We start from the raw sequence: 25,601 nt of genomic DNA on the forward strand, positions 1-25,601 counted from the left end.
ATTTCATCATCTCCACCATAATAAATGTATGCTATCTAAAACTCTATAACCATTTCATAATACTTTTCTATTCTTACTTTTTCTCCATCTTATCCTAATCTGGCTTCTAAATCTTTTATCCACCCATCTTGTCCCTTCCCATATCCATAAACCGTATCTCTATCCATTAAGCTGCCATCTTGCCAGTCTATTTTTAAAACCATGTCTGGAACAGAGTTTACACCTTTTTCGGCATATTTATTTAATAAGGAAACATAAAAGGATATTATGGAGCCTTTATGATAATCGTCTACATACTTAGCATTCCTAACCCCATTTCTATATATATCGATCAGATCTCGTCCATCTTCTGTTATAAATTTCCCATTCTTCACTTTAAGGTCATTTATATTTAATCCTGTGTATTTCTTTATTTCCCTCATTAGCAAGTACTTTTCATATATATCTTTTGTTTTCTGTGGTGAATCAGCTCTTAAGGTCTGTGATATATGGTAAAATAATTCTCTTCCGTTATTACCTTCATTTAATACTGCTTCTATTAAACTCTTCATTTTTTTATCCTTAAGCCCTTCTACGGTTATTATATAATTAAATGGATCTACAGAAAAAGTTAACCTTTGCCCTAGAGGAATTTTAATATTGTTTTTTTCTAATATATTTTGAATCTGCTGATTTATCATATTCCTATTATGAAGTTTTCTTTTTTCGCTTTCTACAAATCCATTTGCAGGTCTAATACCCTCATATATGGGATCATATATACTCCAACTGCCCAAACCTCTTTCTTCGGTATAGTCTCTCTCAATTTGATAACAATAACTTCTTTGCTGCGATGTTAATCCATGAATATAATGAGGTGCACTGGGATCAAAATATCTCCGTTGTATATATCTTATTCTTTCCTGTTTTGACATATGTTTGGTTTCCTGATAAAGTCTATAATATTTCTCTTCAGCCATTCTCTTTAATTCTTCTTCCCTACCATAATATTGGTTTCTACTTTTTATCTTCGTTTTGGAAGCATCTTCATCTATGTTGTTCTTACTATAGTAATCATATGCATTGTTTATTCCAATGCCATCAATTCTCATCTCTATCCCTCCTATATTTTTCTATATTTGTTATCGGCATGGAAATTTATTCATTTACTTTTTTTTGATTTTTGAATATAAAATATTTGAGTATTTAATATTTTTCAATTATAAAAACACATTGACATGTACTGGATACCATGTTATAATTTTCCATAAAGGAGGGGTATTTATGTTAAAAAAGAAAAATCTAATTAAATCAGCCATTTTATTAATAATGACATTTTTCTTATTAACCTGCATACCTATGAATAAGAGTTATGCTTCCGATCCCATAACTGGAAACAATTCTTTTGAAACTGCCTATAATTTTGGGTATTGGAAATATAAGTACGGAACAGCAATTTTACCTGCAGGCGAAAATGAAGCTTATTTTTCCTTCACTGCTGATTCTGGAGAAAGAATAATGGCTCAGTCAACTTATAGAGATGAATACTGGGGAATGGAGATTACAATTTATGATGAAGCAGGGCAATTGATAGACACTAGAAATAACCCTGTAAAACCAGGATATGTCCCATTTATCTACGCTAAATGTGATCCTATTAAGATTAGACAGAAATTTTATGTAAAAGTTACAAGAGGTAATTATGAGGGGGATATGTATTTCACAGTATCCTTTGAGGACCGAATAAGAACTGGTCATAAAACCTTCAATTTCCCAGGAACGGCTACTAATCCAGGAAATAAAAATTATGACCCTAACGGGGTAGACTCAAATGTCCTGACATTAGATCTTAGAAATGATACCTCTATCCCAAATAAGGCAATTGTTAGGAGTGTGACAACTTCTGCTAGACAAACTCCCTCCCAAGGGAATGTTCACCATTGGATAATGTGTTCTCAAACCGAACATTGGTATGAATCGAAAGTCTCAAGTAGTAGTAGTGGACATTATTATATCACAGTAGAGGATAATTTAAAAGTTGCTAATGTATGGAACTTTAAATACAATGCTAAAGCTACTGCCCCTTCAAAGATGACAAATGTTAAAATGGATGTAGAGTACGAATATGACATCACCGATACTTACGTTCCTTATTAAATTTTTAATTTTCATCATATTTATAGCACCACCTTTTAAAAACTAAACCAAATCCTCTGCATGCTCATTTAAGTACAGAAAAGGGATAGTCCCTTTCACTTAAGACTATCCCCTATTCTGATTAACACTTTTCCAATTTTATTCCTGTCATATGTCCATTTAGATCCTGTTTTTCAAAAGAGTCGTCTTTTACTCTAGTGATGGATGCTGCTAAGGTTTCCTCCTTAATATAATCTTCAAATAGCCTTACTGCTTCTTCTATTTCGTCATCTCCATCATAATAGATGTTGATCCTATCCAACACCTCATAGCCATTGTTCTTTCTCATCTGCTGCACTTTGGAAATGAATTCCCTTGCATACCCTTCATTGATTAAATCCTTAGTAAGAGTAGTATCTAATATAACAAATAGGTTGTTTTCCATTGCTACATCAAAGCCTTCCTTAGCAGTTATGGTAACCATTACATAATCCTTATCTATCTCTACTTCCTCTCCATCCAAATTCAAAACTAACTTTTCCCCTGATTCTAATTTTTCTACCACCTCATGAGAATCGAGCTCATTTAAAGCCTTCCCAAAGGATTTTATCTTGGAACCTAAAACCGGACCTGCAACCTTAAAATTAGGTTTCAAGGAAAAATCCATGAACTGACTTAAATTCTTTTCAAATACAACTTCTTTTACGTTTAATTCTTCCTTTATTAGCGGAACTAAACCTTTAATCTTATTTTCATATTTTCCGTCTATCAATATCTCTTTTATAGGTTGACGTACTTTTATTCTAACAGCTTCCCTTGAAGCCCTTCCTAACCTTACTAAATCCCTAACTAAATCCATTTTTTCCTCTAATTCTAAATCTATTAGCCCTTCATTACAGTCAGGATAGTAATCTAAATGAACAGACTCATTGTTTGTCAAATTTCTGTATAGCTCTTCAGCTATAAAGGGCACAAAGGGTGCTATCATCCTGCTAATACCTACTAATATTTCATAGGTGGTATTATATACAGCCTTTTTATCATCATCTAGTTCAGTGGACCAGAAGCGTCTTCTGGAACGTCTAATATACCAATTAGAAAGGTCCTCTATGACAAATTCTTGGATAGATCTCACTACTCTAGTTAATTCGAATTTATCCATATCTTCTCTTACTTGTTTTATTAGGCTATTGTATTTCGACAGGATCCATCTATCTATCTCTTCCCTCTGTTCATATTCTACGAAAAATTCCCTTGGGTCTATATCGTCCGTATTAGCATACAAGGAGAAGAAATTGTATACATTTCTTATACTCCTAAAGAATTTGCTTTCTATCTCTCTAAGCCCATCTTCATCAAACTTAGTTGGAGTCCATGGAGGTGATACATAGATTAGATACCATCTTAGTGCATCAGCTCCATATTTTTCGAATAATTCAAAGGGGTCTACGGTATTTCCTCTTGATTTAGACATCTTCTTACCGTCTTTATCCAATATTAAATCGTTCACCAACACATTTTTAAAAGGAGATTTCCCCGTTACAAAGGTAGAAATAGCTATTAAGGAATAAAACCATCCTCTCGTCTGGTCTATTCCCTCACAGATAAAGTCTGCAGGAAACAATTTATCAAAGTTTTCCTTGTTTTCAAAAGGATAATGGTGTTGGGCAAAAGGCATTGCACCACTATCAAACCATACATCGATTACATCCAATTCCCTATTCATAATTCCATTACACTTCTCGCACTTAAAGTGGACCTTATCCACATAGGGCCTATGGAGTTCTATGGATTCATCAATATCCTCTATTGCCCTTTCTATCATTTCACGTTTAGAACCTACACTTGTAATATGACCACAGTCTTCACATCTCCAAATTGGTAGAGGCGTTCCCCAATATCTGCTTCTCGAAATAGCCCAGTCGTTAAGGTTCTCCAACCAATTGCCAAACCTTTTTTCCCCTACAAAATCTGGATACCAATTTACTTCATTATTGTTCTTTATTAATTGATCTTTTAATTTTGTTATTTCAATATACCAGCTAGGTTTTGCATAGTATAGTAGCGGTGTATGGCATCTCCAACAATGAGGATAATTATGGGCTATTCTCTCCTTCTTGTAAAGCTTACCATTTTCTCTTAACCATTTTATTATGTCTGGATCCGCATCCATAACAAATTTACCCTTCCAAATGGTATCGGTAAATTTACCCTCATCATCTACTGGTTGTAATACTGGCAAGCCATACCTTACCCCTGTATTATAGTCATCCTCTCCAAAGGCTGGGGCTGAATGAACGATTCCAGTACCATCCTCTGTAGTTACATAATCTCCTAATGTGATGAAGAAAGCTTTTTTGCCCTCCTGTACCTTCATAAAGGGGATTAATTGTTCGTATTCTACGTATTCAAGGCCTTTACCCTTCAACTCTTCTAATACTTCATAATCTTCTCCTAAAACCCTATTTGCTAATACTTTGCTTACATAGTATACCTCATCATTTTGTCTTACCTTTACATAAACCTCCTCTGGATTAACGGTAAGACATACGTTGCTAGGCAAAGTCCAAGGTGTGGTAGTCCAAGCTAAGAAATATTCATCCTTATCCTTTCGTTTAAATTTAACTATAACTGTATCCGTTTTTACCTCTTCATAGCCCTGTGCTACCTCGTGGGAAGCCAGCCCAGTGCCACATCGAGAACAATAGGGCAGTATCTTGTGGCCTTCATAGATTAGCCCCTCTTTAAAAAATTTATCTAAAATCCACCAAACGGATTCTATATAATCATCTTCCAAAGTAATATAGGGGTCATCCATATCGATTTCGTAGCCCATTCTATTGGTCATCTCTCTCCAGAGCTTTTCATATTGGAATACGGATTCTTTACACTTTTTGTTAAACTTCTCAATTCCATATTCCTCTATTTCTCGTTTGTTTTTCAAATTTAATTGTTTTTCCACTTCTATTTCCACTGGAAGACCGTGGGTATCCCATCCAGCCTTCCTCTTGACTCGATATCCTTCCATAGTCTTATATCTACAAACTAAATCTTTTAATGTTCTAGACATTACATGGTGAATTCCAGGCTTCCCGTTGGCTGTTGGAGGTCCTTCATAGAAAATATAGGGTTTGTTTTCATCTCTAGTCTCTACAGACTTATGAAGAAGGTCAATCTGTTCCCAGTATTTTGAAATCTCCTGCTCTCTTTTGCTTACTGGCTCATTTGATAACTCTTTAAACCTTTTCACCTTTTTCATCCTTTCTTAATTTAGTCTAAATAAAAATCCCTAAGCATATGCTTAGGGACGGATTTCCGCGGTACCACCCAAATTATAGGGTAAAATAATACCCTATCACTCATTTTAGTTAACGCTAATAGCGTAATACCCTACTAAAATTCAGGTATTATACTCAGAGGTGATCTTCGTAAAAGGCTTATTAATAATCTCTCAGCCAAGGATTATTTCTCTGTATAATAAATTCCTTTTACTACTCTCCTCGTCATAGTAAAATTTATTTATTTTGTTTATTAATATATAGAATTACCAGCCCTTTGTCAAGCTAATTATATTATACAAGTCATTATATCATCTTTTGTCATTCCTGAAAAATAATAACCTATATCTATTGTATCCAATATGCTGGAAATCTCGTCCTCTTTATACCTGATACCAACTAATTTATTCTCTACATCGGATATTTCTCCACTACCAAAGAAGTCACCATAGAATTTAATGCCTTTTATAATGCCTTCCTGTACATCAATTTTAGTTTCAACTTTTCCAGAAGAAAACCTTCTAGATTTTTCGATATTGAAATCTGGAGAGCTTCCAAAATTCCATTCCCAGGTAGCATATCTTTCTTCCATTAATTTATTTATATTAGCATAGTCTTCTTCCGTTAACTTATACTCTTTAATTTCCTTATTCCCTTTAAACATGTGCTCTAGTAAAAGCTGTTTAAAATCTTCTATGGTTATGTCTTCCTTTAAATGATCTTTAATGTTGGTTACCCTGCTTCTAACGGATTTAACGCCTTTAGATTCTATCTTATCCTTTGATACTTTCAATGCCTTTTCTAAAACCTCTAAATCCGTATCGAACAACATGGCTCCATGATGAAGCACTTTGCCTTTTTTCATATACTGTGCATTTCCACAAAACTTTTTACCATCTATGGTTATATCATTTCTTCCAGTAAACTCAGCTTTTATTCCCAGCTTTGCCAATACCTCTATTACCGGTTTAGTAAAGGCTTCAAAATTAAAAGCAGATGTGTCCTTGCTTTTAGATATTATTGTATAATTCAAATTACCATAATCATGATATACTGCTCCACCACCTGAAAGCCTTCTAACCACGTTTATATTGTTTTCTCTTACATAATCTAGATTTATCTCCTGTATAGTATTCTGATGCTTCCCAACAATTATGGAAGGCTCATTTATCCACAATAAAAAGATCTCATCAAATTGATCTAAATTATCGAAAACATATTGTTCTAAAGCTAAATTGAATTGAGGCCTGTTATCATCATTTCTAATATAAATCATCCCGTAACCTCCTCTAAATATTTATTAAATAATATAATAATATTTTAATAGATATTGCATTAATTGTAAATCATTCCCTATACTTTCAATATGTAATTTTAAAACAGGGAATCAAATTCCCTGTTTTAAGTATGACTCTCCATGTTACATTTTAGGTAAGTGAATAGCCTTTCCTAAACAATCGGCACAAGCCTCAACTAAAGCTTCTGAATAGGTTGGATGACCGTGGATAATCTGGCCTACCTCGTGGACTGTAATTTCCATTTCCATTAAAGCAGCAGCTTCATTTATCATTTCTGCAGCTCCTGGCCCTACAATGTGTACACCTAATATTTCTCCATATCTTTTGTCGCTAATCACTTTTACAAATCCTCTAGTGCTGCCAGATGCTAAAGCTCGACCATTCCCTACAAAATTGAATCTTCCTACCTTAATATCATATTTTTGTCTAGCTTCTTCTTCAGTTAAACCCACACTAGCAGCTTCAGGTACAGTATATATAGCTTGTGGAGTATTCTTTAAGTTTATCTTAACCCTTTCACTCATGGCATTTATTGCAGCTATTTCACCCATCTTAGATGCTGCATGGGCTAACATCTTCATTCCGTTAATATCTCCTGGTGCATATATTCCCTCTATACTTGTTTCCATATAATCGTTTACTTTAATTCTTCCTCTTTCCATTTCAAAATTCAATTCACCTAAAGCTTCCATATCTGGAACCCTTCCGATAGATAACAGTGCTTTATCAGCAACTACATCTTCTTTTCCAACTATTCTTAAAACAAGTCGATTGTTTTCCTCTTTAATTTCCGTTAATTCTGCTGATGTTAATACTCTTATTCCCCTTTCTTCCATTAATTCTTTCATAAATATGGAAATATCCTGGTCCATGTTGGGAACTAGCCTATCCATTTTTTCAATTATAGTTACTTCAGAGCCAAAGCTACTGAAGGCTAATCCTAACTCTATTCCGATTACACCACCACCTATTACAGCTAAGTGGCCTGGTACTTCCGTTAAATTGAATATTTCATCACTGGTCAAAACCAAAGGATTTTCTATACCGGGTATATTAATTTTAGCAACCTTAGAACCTCCAGCTACTATAATCTTATTTCCTTCCAAAATCTCCTTATCGTCTACTAGTACCTTCTTATTCTTTGAAATACGACCAACACCCTTATATATATCTATTTGGTGGTTCTTTAACAATCCCACAACCCCATTGACAAGTGTCATTACTACTTCATTTTTATATTGGATCAACTTTTTCAAATCCATATTAATACTACTTCCAACTGTTATTCCCCTTCTCTCTCCGTTTTTCAATTCTTCAATAATTTCTGCATTTTTCAAATAAGTCTTAGTAGGAATACATCCTTTATTTAGGCAAACTCCTCCAAAAGCACCCTTCTCAACTAAAGCCACCTTCCCACCTAGTTGAGCTGCTTTTATAGCTGCCACATAGCCCGCTGGTCCTCCACCAATGACTATTACATCATAGGTTTTATCATTAAATTTAATGATTTCCTTTCCCTCTTTTTCTAATACTTCTACCTTCATTCTTTCTTTTCCTTCACTTAATTGCTCAGGAACTTCTTCTCCTTTTTCACCTATATACGCTATTGTGGTTATTACAGGTACTTTAGCTCCTTCTCCATAAAGTATTTTTAATAGATATCCGGAAGTTTCAGCCTCTACTTCCATATTAACCTTATCGGTCATTATTTCTAAAAGAACTTCGCCAGCCTCAACGTAGTCCCCTTCTTTTTTCTTCCATTTAATTATCTGGCCTTCCTTCATATCCATGCCTGCTTTGGGCATTATTACTTCCGTAGCCATACAAACATCGCTCCTCTATAAATAAACTTAAATTAACATAGATAATGGGTTTTCCAATAAATATTTCAACTCTTGCAAGAACTTAGCTCCTATAACTCCATCAATAACCCTATGGTCTAAAGTCAGGCTTAAATTCATAACTGGTATTGTAGTTATTTCTTCGTCAATTTTTACTAGCTTATCAACTATTGCACTTACTCCTAATATGGCTGTATTAGGTGGATTGATAATAGGATTGAAATATGTGATACCAAACATACCTAAATTGCTAACAGTAAAAGTACTGCCTTGCAATTCATCTGGAGTTAATTTCCTATTCAAAGCCCTTTCCTGTAAATCCTTTGCTGACGCAACTATTTCAGATAAGCTCATTTCATGAGCATCCTTTATAACAGGTGTTAATAGACCATCTTCCAATCCAATAGCAAAGGCAAGATTTACATATTTATGGAGTATTATATTGTCTCCTGATAGACTGCTATTAATGAAAGGATGCTTCATTAATGCCCTGCTGGTAGTTAATAGTATTATGTCATTTATTGTTGCCTTTTTGCCTGTTTCCTTTAATATTATATCTTTTACATCTTCACGTAGCTTAATAGCCTTTCTCATGTTTACTTCTATATTCAAAGTAAAGGTTGGTGCTGAAAAGTAGCTTTCAGTCATCCTTTCGGCAATTATCTTTCTTACATTGGACATAGGAATGATCTCTGTCCCTGTTTCATCTAGAACATCATAATCTTCAAAGGATCCTACTCCTTTGCCTCCTAAAGCTTTTATTACATCTTCTTTTAAGATCTTACCATCATGTCCGCTGCCTTCTATAGTTTCTAAATTTATTCCTTCAATTTCTGAAATTCTCTTTGCTAAAGGTGTAATCTTGAATAAATCTTCTTTATAGCTTTCAACGTCAGCCCTTTGAATTCTTCCCTTGGGCCCTGTCCCTTTTATCTTAGTTAAATCTATATTTCTCTCTCTAGCAATCCTCCTTGCTGATGGAGTTGCCCTTACTTTGCCAGTTTCAACTATAGCCTCGGAGACTGTCCTACTTTCTTCCTGAATTAGCTCATTTTCAACAGAAGGTTTTTCCTGTTCTGATGGTATTTCTGCTTTTTCTTTTATTTCAGGTATATCTTCCCCTTTATCGCCAATATATGCAATAGTGGTTATTACAGGCACCTTGGCTCCTTCTTCATAAAGTATTTTTAGCAGATATCCGGAAGTTTCCGCTTCTACTTCCATATTAACCTTATCGGTCATTATTTCCAAAAGAACTTCGCCTGCCTCAACGTAGTCTCCTTCTTTTTTTCTCCATTTAATTATTTGGCCTTCCCTCATATCCATGCCTGCTTTGGGCATTATTACTTCCGTTACCATATAATTCACCACCTTTACCTATTCATTACCTTCAGTATTCCAGCCCTAATCTGTTCTTCACTTGGTACTGCTGCTGCCTCTAACTTTGGATTATATGGTATTGGTATATCTAAGCCAGCCAATCTAACAATTGGAGCATCTAAATAATCAAAAGCCTCGCTCTCAGCAATCATAGCTGCAATCTCGCCGATATACCCACCAGTTTTACAAGCTTCATTAACCAAAACCACTTTTCCTGTCTTGATAACTGAATTTATTATCAATTCTTTGTCTAAAGGCACTAAGGTTCTAGGGTCAACTACCTCTACACTAATTCCTTCGTTTTCAAGTTCTTCTGCTACTTTAAGGACTCTTGGAAGCATTCTACCATAGGTTACTACCGTTACATCTTTACCTTCCTTTTTTATTTCCCCTTTCCCTAAGGGTATAATGAAATCATCATCTAATGGAACCATTCCCTTTTCTTTATAAAGAGTTTTTTGTTCAACAAATACTACTGGATTATCGTCCCTAATAGCTGCTTTTAACAGCCCCTTAGCATCTGCTGGTGTGCCAGGTACTACTACCTTTAATCCAGGTATATGACAAAACCAAGCTTCTAGACTTTGGGAATGTTGTGCTGCAGCTCCAGTTCCAGATCCACCTGGGCACCTTAAGGTCATTGGGACCTTGGCCTTTCCTCCAAACATATATCTCATTTTAGCTGCTTGATTGACCAAAGCATCCATGGCAATAGTAGTAAAATCCATAAACATTATTTCAACTATAGGTCTCATCCCTGTAACAGCAGCTCCAGCTGCTGCACCAGTTATAGCAGCTTCTGAAATGGGAGTGTCTCTAACCCTTTCTTCTCCAAATTCTTCAATCATTCCAACAGATACTCCAAAAGCTCCTCCATAAATCCCAACGTCTTCTCCCATTAAAAATACATTCTCATCTTTTCTCATTTCTTCACGCATAGCAAGATTTATGGCATCCTTATATGTCATTTCCTTCATTTCCATCATAAAATTCCCCTCCTTTAAGCATATACATCTTCAGTTAAAATTTCCAATGGTGGTTCAGGACTTTCATTGGCAAATTCTACAGCCTTTTCAATATCATCTACAGCTTTCTTTTCAATCTTGTCCAATTCTTCTTCAGTTGCAATTTTGTTTTCCAACAAACAATTCCTTAATCGTTTTATAGGGCATTTAGCTTTCCATTCTTCAATTTCTTCCTTAGTCCTATATACTTGGGCATCAGATTTCGAATGGCCTAGCCACCTGTAAGTTCTACTTTCTATTAAAACCGGACCGTTTCCACTTCGTACGTACTCAGCTACTTCCTTTACTGTTTTATATACTTCTATAGCATCATTACCATCTATGGTATACCCAGGCATACCATAGGACTTAGCCCTATCTGCTATGTTTTTAATATTCATGGATTTACTTTGAGGAACGCTCATACCATAGAAGTTATTTTCACAGAAAAATATTACTGGCAATTTCCATACGGATGCTAAATTAAGTGATTCATGAAAGCTTCCTTCGTTAGTAGCACCATCGCCAAAGAAACACAAAACTAGTCTCCCTGTCTTTTTCATCTGTTGGGTTAATGCTGCTCCTACTGCTATAGCAATGCCTCCTCCCACTACTCCATTTGCTCCAAGGTTTCCTGCTTCTACGTCAGCTATATGCATTGAGCCACCTTTCCCTTTGCAATAACCAGTGTATTTTCCTAACAACTCTGCCATCATTCTGTTTAAATCTATACCTTTTCCAATTACCTGACTATGTCCCCTATGGGTAGAGGTGATATAATCATCTTCTCTCAAGGCCATACAAGAAGCTATACCTGAGGCTTCTTGTCCAATGGAAAGATGGGTTGTTCCATGAACCATCCCTCGAGCAAAAAAGTAACTTACCTTGTTCTCAAAAGCCCTCGCTTCATTCATACGCTTATACATTTCAAGTAAAATATCCCTACTTATATCCACCATCTTTTATCCCTCCTAGTTTTATATAAGTATTATTCATAATTTTTTAAAATTTCCTTAGCCACTTCTTCATCAGTAACCAGTACATCCATTAGTTTACCCTTTAAAGCTGCATGGATAGCTTCTGTCTTTTCTACTCCTCCTGCAACAGCAATTATTTTAGGTATTCTTTTTAATTCTTCTATAGTTAAAGCTATAGTTCTTTCTGATAAATGAGATTCAACTACCTTACCATTTTTGTCAATGAATATGGTGTTTATATCCCCTATTGCTTCTAATTCCAATAATTTAGATACATCTTCTTCACTAAGGGTCCCAATTTCTCTCATTACTGATGATAATATATTCCCGATGCTAACTATAGCAATATGGGCTTTTCTGCTAGTTTCAATGACTTTATTAATGCTTTTATCTTTAAAAATAACATCTTTTACTTCTTTACTAGATACAAAAACTGGCGCATATAATCCTAAAGAATTGCCTCCTAAATTATTGGCCATTATGTCGCATATAACATTTGAATGATACATATTCATTTCATTGCCTATACCGCCAACTAATGGAGATATGGTTAAATTGCTCTTGCCTTTTGACCTTATCCTGTTGGCAATCTGATATAAAGTTCTTCCCCAAGAAACAGCTATAGTCATATTATCTTCTATAATTTGATTTAAATAATCTATACAGCTATCGGCTAATTGATATAGTAAGTTGGTTTCGTTTTTTGATAACCTCGGAATTATTATTATCTTTTTAATTCCAAATACGTGCTCCATTTTTTTTTGCAGTTCTAAACAATATAGGTCTGAATCTTCAATCTGTATCTTTACTATACCTTTTGCTCTAGCCTCCGAAAGCATAGTAGATACCATGGACCTAGAAATAGAATATTCTCTAGCTATTTCACTTTGACTCATACCGTCAATATAGTACATATATGCAATCTCGGCTAATCGTCTCTTTTTATTATCATCCATAATATTTCACTCGCTTTTCTTCATATTGATTTCCTAGTTCAATTATTATTATATAGTCGCTATTGACAAATGTCAATAGCGTTGACATTTGTCAATAATGTTTTATTCTTTTTAAAAAATTAGGAACTCTTTTCAGCATACTTATTATCTTACTAAAAAGAGTTCCTATGCATTCTCAAATCAGTTTGAATTTATAAAGTATTTATCTAATAGGCAGCAAACATATCATATAATTCCCTTGAAAGAGCTATATTTTCATATCGCTACTTTGCTTTAAAATTCTTTTTCTATTATACAAGGCCAATCCAATTGAAATAACTCCCATTATAACAAGTCCTAATATGTCAAGTCCTCCTGTCTTTGCAAATATCCAGCTTAGTGGATTAGCACCGTCACAAATGCTAGATATTAAAGATGCGCCTTCAGGCATCGTAAAGTTTGCATCAATTGCCATTTGGGTATGCAATGGTGCAAGATTAGTAGCAATTAATAATCCAAGAGAAATAATAAGTAAGCCTACAATAACTGTTCTAAATACATTACCTTTAGTTACAGGTACAATCATTACTAAAGCAAATGGAATAACTGCTAAGTCTGCAAAAGGCAATACCTTATTCCCAGGTATTATTGCTGCTAGAACCACCGTCAACGGTACTAGTATTAATGAAACAGCTAATGTAACAGGATGTCCAACCCCAATAGCAGAATCTAGCCCAATGTATATTTTTCCGCCTTTAGAAGTTCTTTTTTGAATAAATTGCTGAGCAGATTCTGAAATGGGTAATAAACCTTCCATCAACATTTTTGCCATTCTAGGAATTAAAACCAATACTGCCCCTAATGTAATTCCCATTTGCAATATTTCTCCAATTGGGTACCCTGCTGCTACTCCTACCAAAATTCCTAATATTGTACCTACTAATATAGGCTCTCCAAAAACACCTAATTTTTTCTCCATTCCCTCTGCACTTATATCTATTTTGTTTATACCTGGTATCATATCTATAATTTTGTTAACCACTATAGCTATTGGTACATAAGCGGCTGAAAAACCATGGGGAAGAGAAATCCCTGGCATTCCTAAGTTTTCTTCAATCATTGGAGCAGTTAAATCTGCAAGAACCATAATTATGATCATATTGAAAGCAGCAGCTATTAATCCATAAGTAATTCTACCTGTAACTCCAGCAACTAGAGCACCAGTAAAGGCAAAATGCCAATAATTCCATATATCAATATTCATAGTTTCAGTAGTCTTAGTAAAAAGCATTAAAAGGTTCACTGCAAGTCCTAATGGGATAATTAAGGCTCCAACTTTTGAGGCAAAAGCAATAGCTGAAGCCGCTGGCCAACCAACATCAATTATTGTCAGTTCCAAACCTAGCCTATGTACCATAGCTTGAGCAGCTGGTCCTAAAGTATCTCCTAATAATCCAATTACTAAATTTAATCCTATGAAACCTACTGCTACTGTTAAGCCTGACCTTAGTGCTTTACCAAATTTAACTCCAAAGGCCAAGCCCATAATTGTAAAGATTATAGGCATTACCACCGTAGGCCCTAAGTCGACAAATTTATCTAATAATTCCACGTTTACCCCTCCTTATAAATACATGTTAATATTATTATGATTTTAATTTTTCTATTATATCTTCAATAACCTTATCCAGTCCTATTCCTGTTAAAAAAGGTAATCCAGATATAACTGGTATCTTAACATCTGATGGAACTTGGGTAGTTGAAACTATTAAGTCATAATTACTCCACAATGAAGAAACTTCTGCTACCTTACATTGATCTATAACTACATCTATGGCTTCATTCCTATTGGCTATTTCACTTTGTATCTTATTTGCTACCATTGTGGAAGTAGCTATGCCTGTCCCACAAGCTACTAAAATTCGTTTTTTCATTTTTCATACCTCCTTTTCCTTAAATAATATTTATTTATAATTTTATTACTTAAAAATTTTAGGCTCATATTTCATTCTCAAATATGTTGGCTATTTCCTCAAATTCCCTTGCTTTTCTCATCCTATTCAATAAATCATTTTGCTGAAATATAGTCATAAGCGTTTTTAACATTTCTAAATGTTTGCTTGGCTCATCTATGGCCATCATAAAAATAATGTTTACAGATACACTTTCTTCAGGCATTCCCATCATATGAAATTTAACAGGTTCTTTCAAAATTCCTATCGCTAATGCAGCTTTATTGACATGAGTTGCATCTGTATGAGGAATAGCAACTCCCATATCTCCGGAAGATAACCCTGTAGGATAATTAGCTTCCCGTTCTATAATTGCTTCTATAAAAGATTCTTTTACATAACCTGCCTTAAATAGCCTATTAGCTAGTTGTCTAATAGCATCTTTATCGTCTTTAGCTTCCAAATTTAGTATTATTAATTCTTCATTAAATAATCCCTTGATGTCACTCATTTCACGACCTCCTAAATAAAACTTCAATATCTTCAAAATCTTTTGTTTTTATTATTTCATTGTAGTTTTCATCGTTTTCAAAAAATCTCTTTAGTTCTAAGATTAGTTCCATACACTCATCATTAATAGCTAGTAAGAGTACAAGATTAACCTTATACCCACTCCAATCAATAGGATTTTTCAATAATCCTATTGCTATATGAGGTTCAACGACAAAGCTTGGATCTGCATGGGGGAGAGCTACACCTTCCCTTAAAAAAGATGGCCCTAACTGTTCTCTATTAAGAGCTGCATCTATAAAACCTTCTAACACATATCCTTCTTTGTGTAATAGATGACCTAATTCCTTTATGGTATCCTCCTTGTTCATAGCATCCATATCAAATATAGTGGTATTTCTATGGAACATATTTATGATTTTATTTTTTTGTGTTTTCTTGAATCCCACTTCCTTTGCCATTATGTTTTTTAATTTGGTATCTGCACTTCCATTCACAATATCTTCTATAGATATATAGGGAACATCTTTTACCATTGGGTTTATAGTCCCCACTGCTGCAATTATCTCATTATCCCTTTGAATTTCCTCTATGATATTATTAATATTCTCATCCAAAACTCCTATTGGGATTACGGTAACATCTTCTTTATATTCTCCAATAATATCTATAACCATTTCTTGAATTCTCTTAGCTGAACCCTGTCCTGTTATGCAAACAGTCAATATGATCTTAGGCTTTGGTAAACTCTGCTTACCACCCATTTTCTTTTCATATTTAGGTTCTCCTACTAGCGATTCTACTATTTCATCCAAGTTGGCATTAGGTAATATGCATCGTCTTACCGCATCGACGACCATTAAGGTATCAGTTCTTGAAATGGTTCTAGTTTTGATTCCTGTGGTCTTAGTAATTATATCACCAAAAGTAACCAATGACCCCATATCTACCATAAGAAGGACTCCTTTTCCTTCGTCAACTCTTTTTACTAAATCTATAGCTCTCTTTAAAGCTTGTTCTGGGTTTTCATCTAAGGACATTTCTATGGCCTTAGCATGGTTTACTCCCAACAATCTATTAGCCACCTCTGCCATACCAGTAGCAACATTACCATGAGATATCAATACAACTCCAACTCGTCCTTCCATTAAATTATCTTGAGACGTGGTCATTTGCAAATACATAGTGATAAAACCTATTTCATCTTCTGTAAATTTTATATTCAACTCTTGCTCTATAATATTTACCATATCTTTTGCAACTTCAAATTCTCTACTATATTCTTTCTTTATCTTATTTAATTGAGGATTTTTAATGAATATTCCCTTTTTTGCTCTATCCACCGTAGCCCTTAAATGGGTTGCTAAACAAAAATATAAACTATCCTCATTAACTCCTAACTTCCATTTAGCTATTTTTATTATATTTTCAACCACATTAATTATCTCAATTCCTACAATATTGGACAGGTCTTTTTTATCTATAGGATTTACAATTTTTTTCACCTTGTCCATTAATTTTTCAAGTTTCTCTTCCATTTCGTTACCTATGATATAATTTATCAATTCCTCATTTATACTTTGTTTTTGTAACTCCTTATATCTTCTTTCTATAAAACTATAAGTTTCATTAGGTAGGGTATAAAGATCCTCTTTTAAGGTTTCTTCAATTATTTCATCATCTGCATAAACTATTAAATCTTCGTTCCCAACTAGCTTGTCAATTTCCATACGATAATTCGGAATCTTCAATAACCCTTTTTTTGCACTTATAGGCAATTCATTTATGCTTATCTCCATAATTCTTGTTTGATTTACAACATGATTCAGAAAACTCCTAGCACAGGATACTTGTATATCACTCCTTAACTGCCCTATATTCCCTGGGCAGTCATAAAGAAGCAATGCCTTTAATGCATCATTGGAAATTTTTATAGAACTTTTTGTTCTATTGGCTTCCCTTCTCATGAAATCTATTATCATTCCTAATCTTTCGTTCAAGGGCCTTAGGCTTAAAGAAGGCAATTCTATGGTCATGGGTATCCTTCTTCTAAAGCTATCCAACAATATTGAATCGGGATTTTCAGTAGTGGCAGCAATAATCATCAAATTTGCCGTTCTCTTATTGTCAGTTTCGCCTAATCGCCTAAATTTCCCTCTATCAATTAAATAAAATAATAGTTCCTGTCCTTCTGGTGGTAATCTGTGAATTTCATCTAAAAAAAGTACTCCTCCATCAGCCTTTTCCACCAATCCTTCTTTGTCTTCGTCAGCTCCTGTAAAAGCTCCCTTTACATATCCAAATAACTGAGATATTAGTAACTGAGGATTATCTGCATAGTCAGCACAGTTAAAAACTATAAACTCAGAATTATGGTCTCCCTTGTTAATTTCTAACTTGTAATTATACATAGCTTGAGCTAACTCGCTCTTCCCCACCCCAGTGGGGCCTAATATTAAAGTATGAAGACCATTGGGAGGATACATAATTGCTGCTTTTGCTTGTTCTATTACAGGCTTTAAACTGCCATCAAAACCAATGATATTTTCGAAAGCCAATGGTTTTTTATAGGTTTTTTTAAAATCAGGCTTCTCTTTAGCAGCAACTTTAACTATATTGTCCATTTCTGAAATTTCTCTTTTCAACATTCTTACAGTGTGTCTAGAAACATTAAATCCGCAATCATTTATTTTCTTAGTTAGTTCGCGTTCTGACACACGATTATTTTCATTAATAAGGTCTCTTATCAAATGGAGTAGTACTTCCTTCCTTCTTTCCATTGAATTAGGAATATTAAGCCTACTACGCAAAGATGTTATAGTTTCTCTTTTAGTATTAAGTAGTTCAGCAAGTTCATAATCCGTATAAGGGTTTTTCTTATCCTCCTTTTCAATAATATTTAATAACCTATCTTCCATCTCTATCCTCCTTGCTACAATTAATAAGCAATATTCATACCAACTTTTTATAAAAATTCAAAAGTGTTAATTTACTAGCTTTAAAGTGCTTGCTCGACATAAAAAACCACTTTTTATAATTAAATACCCCAATTCGCCCACATATTCTACCACTTTTGCTACTAAAAATACCGATATAATAAAATAATCTGGTCAAACCGACCAGATTATTTTATGGTTTCTTCTTGTAATTGTCTAAGTTTATATATTAGGGTAGTTGTATCCAACTCAACCATATCGTAAGTCAAATATTCACCCTTTTTAATGTCCCTTTTTACTATTGTATTCTTATTAACTAATCCTATTGGAAGAAGTCTTTCTTCTTTAGCTTTCTTGTAAGTCTCTATACTGCCGTATACCGTAAATCCACCAATACCGTCTAGCCTTTCTCCAGCCTTTAAATCCCTCTTAGCAACTGTTATGGTTTCAGCAACGGGTTCTCCATCTAATGGTACTATAGTTGGTTCGTTATAAATAGCTGCCCTTGCAACAGTTAAAGGGGTTTCCAAACTAGTTAAATGATATGGTCTATATAATACATAGTTAGGACCAGGTCCCATACTTAAATACTGCATCTCATGATGTACCTGTGGTAATTTACTAGTAACTATGATAAATACTCCTGGAGCAACCCCATTCACATAATCAACTATCTTATATTGATTCAATATACCGCCGTCTTCTTTTAATCTATAGATGCCGGGTAATTCATTTACTGTTGCACTTACCCCATGTCCACCTCTTACATCTGGAATAAATCCTGTAGCATTAGCCATAGCAGTCATTTCAACCATGGTCTTTGTACCATCTTTAAAGGAAGTCAACATCTTTGGACTTACTCCAGATTTCAAGGCTTGTTCTCTAACATTATCAGGATTAGCTTCTAAATTAACTGGATTATTTTTCCCCTTCCCTATAGCGACAATATCAAATCCCAAAGCATCCGCAAAATCATAAAGTTCTTTAACAGCCCCTGGTTCATCACCAGCAGTTCCAGTATATACAACGCCAGCATTTTTAGCTAATTTATTCAATATATGTCCAATTACCACATCTGTTTCTACATTTAACATAACAATATGTTTTTTATTGAATATGGTATCCATTGCTACCTTAGCACCAACTTCAGGCACTCCAGTAGCATCTACTACAACATCTACCAGATTTGCTTTAGAAGCGAACTCAGCATTTTCACTAACAACATACTTATTCTTTTCTATAGCTACATTTATTTCTTCCAAAGTATTGGCTATTACTATATCTTCTTTAGGTATTCCTGCTAGAGTAAAGGACTGAATAGCATTTTCCAAATTGATGTCTATTACTAGAGAAGGGATCATACCATTCATGAGCATAATCTGACTTATCATACCTTTGCCCATTTGACCAGCACCAACTAAAGCAACCCTTATATGGGCATTATTTGCTTCCAATTCCCTTAATTTTTCATTTAATCCTAACATAAAATTCCTCCCATTTGAAATTTATTTCACTATTTAATATTTATTTCACGTTCATTATATACCACTATATAAAAATAATCAATATATTAAAATAAATCTAATAATTAGTAGAAATTTTTGTTCCATTATTATACAATATAAAAGGAGAAAATCCTTCTCCAAAGGAGAGAGGATTTTCAACCAGTTGCCTCTTTAGGAGATATTATCCATATATGATTAATATATGGATATAATATCTCCATTTTTTATATTGGGTATCTGCCCCTTTAGACTTATATCTCCCGGTAATTCCGTTTTGCTCAATCCATTAAATTTAAGTGTACAATGTCCTAACTCTCTTAATGTTTTGTTTGCCTCACTACCTACTCCAGTGACGGTATACTCCATATCGCCAATTTTAACTTTATCACCAGGCTTTACATCTTCTACTAGATCATATCCAGTATGCAATACTGAAATCTCTGCTAAATCCTCTGGCGCATCGGCGTTAAATAAAATTAGTATTTTTTCTCCCAATAGTTCTTCAACCATTTCTCCAATTTTTATAATTTCAACTCTGTATTTCATTAATGCTGCCCTCCAATTTAATTGAATAGTCTAATAATACTAGTTTAACTGAATAATCCAAAACTAAATAAATATGCAATAATTACTGCAAGAGGCCCAGTAATCAATCTAGAGAATAGTATCGCTGGTACTCCTATTTCAACAGTTTCAGGCTCAGCTTCGCCCAAACTCAAACCTACAGGTATAAAGTCACAACCTACCTGTGGATTAATAGCAAATAATGCAGGTAAAGCATAATGAGGAGGAATATTCCCCTTTCCTATTTCAACTCCTATTAATACACCAACTACTTGAGCTATTACAGCACCTGGCCCAAGTAAAGGCGATAATACTGGTAAAGCTGCAACAATAGATATTAACAATAACCCAGGCAAAGTCCCTGAAAAAGGTGCTACACTTTTAGCTATAATATCGCCAATACCTGATTTAAGTATTATACCTATGAGCATTGAAACAAAAGCCATGAAGGGTAGTATATTTTTAATCACAGATTCAATTGTTTCCCTACCAGAAGCATAGAAAATACCGACTGCCTTTCCAGCACCTTTTCCTATTCTTTCCACAATATTGCCTTTAGATTCTATAGTTTTCTTATTCTCTTCCTTGTATTCTACTCTCTTTTCTTCCTTTACAGCATTTTCTTTTGTTTCATTAACTGGTATGTTTTCATCATCTACATAAGTTATATTATTTTCTTTTACACCAGAAACATATATATCTTCCGTAATATATTTAGCCAAAGGTCCAGATTGTCCTACAGGAGTTAAATTTACAGTATAAATGCGTTTCTTAGGATATACTCCACACCTTGCTGTACCACCACAATCCACTACTGCTAATAGAACCTTTTCATCTGGCACAGAGGTCTTAAACCCATCAACAGCCTCAGCACCTGTCATGTCAGCAATTAATTGGGCAATAGGATTTATTCCTCCACCAGTAACTGATAAAATAATATTTTTCTCTTTAGTAGGTTTAATTACTAGAGGTCCTCCAAAGCCTCCAGGTCCTTTTGTTATCTTTACAGCCTTATACATTATATCCCTCCTTCTTATTTAGAAGATTCTGCTTGATAACGTCTCTTCATCATTCTGGCAGTAATAATCTCTGTTACAATTCCTCTTATAAATATTACAATTAATCCCACAATGAAATACCTTATTGCTATACCGCCTAAGGAATATCCTAATTGTCTCAAACCTTCAGTTATCCCCAAATATACAAACAATTCTGCAGGATTAGCATGAGGGAATAATCCAGTTATAGGATGTACGAAGGATACAGCTGCATCATAAAAAGCTGGCTTATATTTTTCATCTAAAAACTTCCCAAAAGTATAGCACATAGGGTTTGTTAAGAAAAATACTGCTAACACCGGTAATATAATATATCTAGTAAATATATTTCCTGTTGCTTTTTGTGCCAATCTTTGTACTTTTTCCTCACCAACTAATTTTACAATGGAATTTACAAAAGTAATTAAAACTATTAAGGTAGGTAATATTCCTGTTACTTGCCCTACAAAAGTTTCTCCACCTTGTTGAAATAGCCCAATAAACCATTCTGCAGCCCTTGCTAAAGCATCCATCAAAATTCCTCCTTTACCTTTTAAAATTAAAGTATTTTATTAAACTCTACCCTCCTTTCTATATAATCTTTATTCTAAGTCCTCCAAAGCTTTTTTAATAGCTTTGGTGGTTATGGTATCTTTCTTTTGTTGTTTTAACTCTTTGGACAACTCATCTATAGATTTACCAATATAAACATCCTTTTTTCTAAACCTATCAAATACGCTTATACCCTTCATTTCCTCTACATCTATTATTATCCCATTATCATCTATTACTAATAAAATTATACTGCCCGGCTTAAACTTCCCTTTTTCATGTCCTACGAGTACCTTGCCTTTGTATTTTAATCTTGATAAGGTTTTCCTATAATGGGTAATTTGAACGTATGATAATACTCCCTGTAGAACCCATAATCCAAAAATAAATAGTAAAGCTTTATGAACCACTAATAATCCCTCATTTCTATTTCTCACAAATAGTGCATGCTTAATTCTCTTTCAACATGCTCCTCGCTGCCACTTCATCTACTATTAAAACCCTGATATAATTTCCTCTTATTGCTGCTAGTATGGCATCCCTTTTCTCAATGGAACCTGCAATTCCAATGGTTAGTGGGATTTTCTTGATCCTTTCTAAATCTATTCCAACCACTCTATTATTAAACTCAAATTTATCTCCATTTCCATCCTTATCAATAAATAAGGAACTAATGTCAGCTACTGCTCCCTGCCGAACTAGCATCTTTATGTCCTCCATAGTATAATAACCGCTTTCCACTAGAGTTGAAGTATTAAGCAAAGGAGAACCTATTCCTATCAATGCTACATGGATATTGTCAAAAAGCTTGAAAAATTCCCAAATATTCTTATCAGAAATTAAACTTTCCTTCCTCTCCATGCTATCTACTTGATAAGGTGCATGTAATAGCTTGCTCTCAGCATTGAACTTTTTAGCTAATTGTAACGCTATCTGATTGGGATGGATATCGATTTCCGCTTCACCGATACCACCTAACATTGGAATAAAAGTTACCTTCCTCTTCCTATCGTTTTCAACAAACTGTGGAATTTCCTTTAAAGTAGTTCCCCAAGTAACTCCAATAATCTGACCATCTTTCATAATTCTTTGTATATATTCAGCAGCTGCCTTCCCCAAGTTTCTTTTGGTCTCTTTCGCATCATTGCCACTGTCTACAATTATTACTTCTTTTAGACCAAATTTACTTTCTATTTCCTTTTCTAACTGTATATAATCATCTTTTAATGGGTTATCGACAATAATTTTAACTATCCCTTTATTCCTTGCAGCTGCAAGTATTCTTGAGACGGTAGATTTTGATACTTGTAATATTTCAGATATTTCATCTTGGTTCATATTATCCTCGTAGTACATCTTTGCACATCTCACCATTAACCTAGTGCTATAATTGGCTCTAGTCACACAAAAATCCCCTCTCATGAATAAAATTTCAATATATAATATTAATTTCATTCTACCTAGAATGTTCCAACATGTCAATAATTGTTATTTTTTTAACGTTTTAAAAATTTTGAAATCGAAAGGCTGAGAATCTTAAATAGTCCTCAGCCTTTCTTTCTTAGTTATATTATTAAGTTAAATATCCCAAAACTTTCTAATTACATGGCTAACTCCATCTTCATCATTTGACAAAGTTACATAATCTGCTTTATTTTTGACTATATCTAAAGCATTTTCCATTGCTACACCTATTCCTGCATATTCAAACATGGAAATATCATTTTCGCCATCTCCAATAACGACCATTTCTTCACTTTTAATATTTAGTATTTGTCCTATTATAGTCAAAGCATTGCCTTTACTTACATCCCTATTAAATAACTCCAAAAAATTTGGTAAAGAAAATTCTAAAGATAGGTTTTCATTGGTCAACTTGTTTAAGATTGTTCTATGTTTTAATAGATTTTGATTTTCTTCCATCAATAAAATCTTACTGATTTTACTCCACAAATTATTGTCCTCAATATACCTAATAATATTATCAATGGCTTTAATATCTGTTGATATGTATTTTCTAACTATTTCAAGGTCCTCAAATTCAATGTTAGAAGATAATACAATGTTCCTAATAAAAACCAAAGTATGTATGTTTTCATTATAAACATAGCTAATAGTCTTCTTAGCAGATTCTTCGCTTAAACATTTTTCATATAGTATTTTTTCACCAGTATGATCGACAATAATTCCGCCATTAAGCCCTGCTAAAGGTTCTCTGATTTCCAATTCCTTTGCAAATGCTGTAAGGGAATTAGGCTCCCTTCCAGATAATAATACTATTTTAACACCCTTTTTATATAACAACCTTATATTTTTCTTATTTCCCTCCGATATTTTATGTTCGCTATTTAATAATGTCCCATCTAAATCTATACCTAATAACTTATACATTTCTACCTCCTATTAATATGCTGAATTTTCCCCTGATATATAGCCTGAGGACCAAGCCCATTGTAGATTAAATCCTCCACAATCCCCATCTATATCGACAATTTCTCCTGCAAAATATAATCCCTTAACTAATTTTGACTCCATGGTGGAACTATGAATTTCATAGGTATTTACTCCACCTGCCGTAACTTGAGCATCTTTAAAGGATTTGCTTCCAGTTATTTTAAATCTCCAATCGGTAAGGATCTTGGCTAATCTACTTATTTCTTCTTTGCTTAAATAAGCAATATGCTTATCTTTGTCAATTTTCAATTCTTTCAATATAGGTAAAATTAACCTTTTATTTATTAAGCCAATTAACCCCTTTTCTATGGTCTTTTTGCCCATAAAGCCAAATCTAAATACAAGATAATCGTATAGTTCTTCTTTCGTCTTATTATGAATTATGGATACTTTTAACTTTATATCCTTATTATCCTTTAAGTACTCTAAGGCAGTTCTGCTCAATTGAAGTATAGGGGGACCAGATATGCCATAATTGGTAAATAATATATCTCCTCTATCCTCTTTTATCAATTTATTTTCACTATAAAGGCCTGCAACCCCTACAAATTTCACTCCATCAATCTGTTTAAATATATCCCCTTCCAATTTAAGCTGTACTAGGCCAGGAAAAACATCTACTATACTATGTCCCATCCTTTTAGCTAACTCATAACCATTACCATCTGAGCCCGTATTGGGTGCTGCCTTGCCTCCAGTAGCTAAAATAACCCTATCTCCATATATTATTCTGCCATCTACTAAAGTCAATTTGAACATTTTGCCCTTTTTTATATCCATAACAAAAGCATCGGTTAAAACTTCTACCCCGAGTTCCTCAAGCTCAAATCTCAACACATCTAGTATGCTAGAACTTTGAAAGGATAATGGAAATACTTTGCCATTATCCTCTATGGCTGGAGTAATCCCCAGCCTTTCAAAGAATTCTAATGTTTTTTCTACTCCAAACTGTGACAAACAACTATAAGCAAATTTAGGATTATTACCATGATAATTTTCTATGGAAAGATTAATATTGGTGTAATTACATCTGCCATTTCCAGTGGCTAATATTTTTTTACCTACCCTATTATTTCTTTCAAGTAAAGTTACATCTGCACCATGATTTTTAGCAGAGATGGCAGCCATCATTCCTGCAGCTCCTCCGCCTACAATCAATACTTTAGGCATGATAAACTTCCTCTCTAAAAAATTCTTTTTTTATGTCCCCTTACATTTTATACATTATTTATCGTTTTGTCCATGTAATTAAGAAAAGGTTAT

The 25,601-nt window shown here is 34.0% G+C and carries 21 protein-coding genes and 1 other annotated feature; of the genes, 1 reads left to right on the forward strand and 20 read right to left on the reverse strand.

Annotation, left to right across the window (positions count from 1 at the left end; translation table 11 throughout):
- Positions 1–89: 89 nt before the first annotated feature.
- A complete protein-coding gene (locus BLV68_RS12635) occupies positions 90–1,091 on the reverse strand; it encodes a DUF4885 family protein (protein WP_093754398.1) in 1,002 nt (333 codons plus the stop codon).
- Between the two features lie 172 nt (positions 1,092–1,263).
- On the opposite strand from BLV68_RS12635, the gene BLV68_RS12640 reads away from it, so the two are divergent.
- Positions 1,264–2,136, forward strand: coding sequence for a hypothetical protein (locus tag BLV68_RS12640; RefSeq protein WP_093754400.1), 873 nt, complete (start codon positions 1,264–1,266; stop codon positions 2,134–2,136).
- 121 nt (positions 2,137–2,257) lie between these two features.
- Here BLV68_RS12640 and ileS read toward each other — a convergent pair whose 3' ends face one another.
- The 19 genes from ileS to BLV68_RS12735 all read right to left on the reverse strand — a co-directional run bounded on the left by ileS (position 2,258) and on the right by BLV68_RS12735 (position 25,508).
- On the reverse strand, positions 2,258–5,365 hold the full coding sequence (gene ileS, locus BLV68_RS12645) for an isoleucine--tRNA ligase (protein ID WP_093754402.1): 3,108 nt from the start codon (positions 5,363–5,365) through the stop codon (positions 2,258–2,260).
- Between the two features lie 50 nt (positions 5,366–5,415).
- Positions 5,416–5,631, reverse strand: a binding site (T-box leader).
- A gap of 51 nt (positions 5,632–5,682) precedes the next feature.
- Positions 5,683–6,669: a lipoate--protein ligase gene (locus tag BLV68_RS12650; protein ID WP_093754404.1), complete on the reverse strand. Its 987-nt coding sequence runs from the start codon at positions 6,667–6,669 to the stop codon at positions 5,683–5,685.
- Between the two features lie 144 nt (positions 6,670–6,813).
- The gene (gene lpdA / locus BLV68_RS12655; protein ID WP_093754406.1) at positions 6,814–8,514 is read right to left on the reverse strand and encodes a dihydrolipoyl dehydrogenase; all 1,701 of its coding nucleotides are present in this window, start codon (positions 8,512–8,514) and stop codon (positions 6,814–6,816) included.
- Between the two features lie 27 nt (positions 8,515–8,541).
- On the reverse strand, positions 8,542–9,891 hold the full coding sequence (locus BLV68_RS12660) for a dihydrolipoamide acetyltransferase family protein (protein ID WP_093754408.1): 1,350 nt from the start codon (positions 9,889–9,891) through the stop codon (positions 8,542–8,544).
- Between the two features lie 14 nt (positions 9,892–9,905).
- On the reverse strand, positions 9,906–10,898 hold the full coding sequence (locus BLV68_RS12665) for an alpha-ketoacid dehydrogenase subunit beta (protein ID WP_327192050.1): 993 nt from the start codon (positions 10,896–10,898) through the stop codon (positions 9,906–9,908).
- Positions 10,899–10,912: 14 nt separating this feature from the next.
- Positions 10,913–11,875, reverse strand: coding sequence for a thiamine pyrophosphate-dependent dehydrogenase E1 component subunit alpha (locus tag BLV68_RS12670; protein WP_093754410.1), 963 nt, complete (start codon positions 11,873–11,875; stop codon positions 10,913–10,915).
- Positions 11,876–11,904: 29 nt separating this feature from the next.
- Positions 11,905–12,849 (reverse strand): sugar-binding transcriptional regulator, encoded by a 945-nt coding sequence (locus BLV68_RS12675; RefSeq protein ID WP_093754412.1) that lies wholly within the window; start codon positions 12,847–12,849, stop codon positions 11,905–11,907.
- Between the two features lie 247 nt (positions 12,850–13,096).
- Positions 13,097–14,440 (reverse strand): PTS galactitol transporter subunit IIC, encoded by a 1,344-nt coding sequence (locus tag BLV68_RS12680; RefSeq protein WP_093754414.1) that lies wholly within the window; start codon positions 14,438–14,440, stop codon positions 13,097–13,099.
- Between the two features lie 34 nt (positions 14,441–14,474).
- Positions 14,475–14,762: a PTS sugar transporter subunit IIB gene (locus BLV68_RS12685; protein WP_093754417.1), complete on the reverse strand. Its 288-nt coding sequence runs from the start codon at positions 14,760–14,762 to the stop codon at positions 14,475–14,477.
- Between the two features lie 64 nt (positions 14,763–14,826).
- The gene (locus BLV68_RS12690) at positions 14,827–15,291 is read right to left on the reverse strand and encodes a PTS sugar transporter subunit IIA (protein WP_093754419.1); all 465 of its coding nucleotides are present in this window, start codon (positions 15,289–15,291) and stop codon (positions 14,827–14,829) included.
- Between the two features lies 1 nt (position 15,292).
- Positions 15,293–18,208, reverse strand: coding sequence for a sigma 54-interacting transcriptional regulator (locus BLV68_RS12695; protein WP_093754421.1), 2,916 nt, complete (start codon positions 18,206–18,208; stop codon positions 15,293–15,295).
- Positions 18,209–18,414: 206 nt separating this feature from the next.
- Positions 18,415–19,710: an NAD(P)H-dependent oxidoreductase gene (locus BLV68_RS12700; RefSeq protein ID WP_093754423.1), complete on the reverse strand. Its 1,296-nt coding sequence runs from the start codon at positions 19,708–19,710 to the stop codon at positions 18,415–18,417.
- A gap of 216 nt (positions 19,711–19,926) precedes the next feature.
- Positions 19,927–20,277 carry a PTS glucitol/sorbitol transporter subunit IIA gene (locus tag BLV68_RS12705; protein ID WP_093754425.1) on the reverse strand — a complete coding sequence of 117 codons (351 nt, stop codon included), beginning with the start codon at positions 20,275–20,277 and terminating at the stop codon, positions 19,927–19,929.
- Between the two features lie 44 nt (positions 20,278–20,321).
- Positions 20,322–21,314 carry a PTS glucitol/sorbitol transporter subunit IIB gene (srlE, locus tag BLV68_RS12710; protein WP_093754427.1) on the reverse strand — a complete coding sequence of 331 codons (993 nt, stop codon included), beginning with the start codon at positions 21,312–21,314 and terminating at the stop codon, positions 20,322–20,324.
- Between the two features lie 14 nt (positions 21,315–21,328).
- The gene (srlA, locus tag BLV68_RS12715; RefSeq protein ID WP_093754429.1) at positions 21,329–21,865 is read right to left on the reverse strand and encodes a PTS glucitol/sorbitol transporter subunit IIC; all 537 of its coding nucleotides are present in this window, start codon (positions 21,863–21,865) and stop codon (positions 21,329–21,331) included.
- Between the two features lie 69 nt (positions 21,866–21,934).
- Complete coding sequence (locus BLV68_RS12720; RefSeq protein WP_159428697.1) at positions 21,935–22,321, reverse strand: transcriptional regulator GutM; 387 nt, start codon at positions 22,319–22,321, stop codon at positions 21,935–21,937.
- A gap of 13 nt (positions 22,322–22,334) precedes the next feature.
- On the reverse strand, positions 22,335–23,288 hold the full coding sequence (locus BLV68_RS12725; protein ID WP_159428698.1) for a sugar-binding transcriptional regulator: 954 nt from the start codon (positions 23,286–23,288) through the stop codon (positions 22,335–22,337).
- A gap of 174 nt (positions 23,289–23,462) precedes the next feature.
- Complete coding sequence (locus tag BLV68_RS12730) at positions 23,463–24,275, reverse strand: Cof-type HAD-IIB family hydrolase (protein WP_093754435.1); 813 nt, start codon at positions 24,273–24,275, stop codon at positions 23,463–23,465.
- 12 nt (positions 24,276–24,287) lie between these two features.
- Complete coding sequence (locus BLV68_RS12735; protein ID WP_093754437.1) at positions 24,288–25,508, reverse strand: BaiN/RdsA family NAD(P)/FAD-dependent oxidoreductase; 1,221 nt, start codon at positions 25,506–25,508, stop codon at positions 24,288–24,290.
- Between the last annotated feature and the right edge of the window lie 93 nt (positions 25,509–25,601).

It is taken from the genome of Tepidimicrobium xylanilyticum, from assembly GCF_900106765.1.
GTDB classification, from domain to species: Bacteria; Bacillota; Clostridia; order Tissierellales; family Tepidimicrobiaceae; genus Tepidimicrobium; species Tepidimicrobium xylanilyticum.

Excerpts from the sequence above, each read along its gene's own strand:
- BLV68_RS12735 (WP_093754437.1), bottom strand. The coding sequence starts at position 25,508 with ATGCCTAAAGTATTGATTGTAGGCGGAGGAGCTGCAGGAATGATGGCT.
- srlE (WP_093754427.1), bottom strand. The coding sequence starts at position 21,314 with ATGTATAAGGCTGTAAAGATAACAAAAGGACCTGGAGGCTTTGGAGGA.
- BLV68_RS12670 (WP_093754410.1), bottom strand. The coding sequence starts at position 11,875 with ATGGTGGATATAAGTAGGGATATTTTACTTGAAATGTATAAGCGTATG.
- BLV68_RS12675 (WP_093754412.1), bottom strand. The coding sequence starts at position 12,849 with ATGGATGATAATAAAAAGAGACGATTAGCCGAGATTGCATATATGTAC.
- lpdA (WP_093754406.1), bottom strand. The coding sequence starts at position 8,514 with ATGGCTACGGAAGTAATAATGCCCAAAGCAGGCATGGATATGAAGGAA.
- BLV68_RS12660 (WP_093754408.1), bottom strand. The coding sequence starts at position 9,891 with ATGGTAACGGAAGTAATAATGCCCAAAGCAGGCATGGATATGAGGGAA.
- BLV68_RS12690 (WP_093754419.1), bottom strand. The coding sequence starts at position 15,291 with ATGAGTGACATCAAGGGATTATTTAATGAAGAATTAATAATACTAAAT.
- BLV68_RS12640 (WP_093754400.1), top strand. The coding sequence starts at position 1,264 with ATGTTAAAAAAGAAAAATCTAATTAAATCAGCCATTTTATTAATAATG.
- srlA (WP_093754429.1), bottom strand. The coding sequence starts at position 21,865 with ATGGATGCTTTAGCAAGGGCTGCAGAATGGTTTATTGGGCTATTTCAA.
- BLV68_RS12650 (WP_093754404.1), bottom strand. The coding sequence starts at position 6,669 with ATGATTTATATTAGAAATGATGATAACAGGCCTCAATTCAATTTAGCT.
- BLV68_RS12695 (WP_093754421.1), bottom strand. The coding sequence starts at position 18,208 with ATGGAAGATAGGTTATTAAATATTATTGAAAAGGAGGATAAGAAAAAC.
- BLV68_RS12665 (WP_327192050.1), bottom strand. The coding sequence starts at position 10,898 with ATGATGGAAATGAAGGAAATGACATATAAGGATGCCATAAATCTTGCT.
- BLV68_RS12685 (WP_093754417.1), bottom strand. The coding sequence starts at position 14,762 with ATGAAAAAACGAATTTTAGTAGCTTGTGGGACAGGCATAGCTACTTCC.
- BLV68_RS12730 (WP_093754435.1), bottom strand. The coding sequence starts at position 24,275 with ATGTATAAGTTATTAGGTATAGATTTAGATGGGACATTATTAAATAGC.
- BLV68_RS12705 (WP_093754425.1), bottom strand. The coding sequence starts at position 20,277 with ATGAAATACAGAGTTGAAATTATAAAAATTGGAGAAATGGTTGAAGAA.
- BLV68_RS12700 (WP_093754423.1), bottom strand. The coding sequence starts at position 19,710 with ATGTTAGGATTAAATGAAAAATTAAGGGAATTGGAAGCAAATAATGCC.
- BLV68_RS12635 (WP_093754398.1), bottom strand. The coding sequence starts at position 1,091 with ATGAGAATTGATGGCATTGGAATAAACAATGCATATGATTACTATAGT.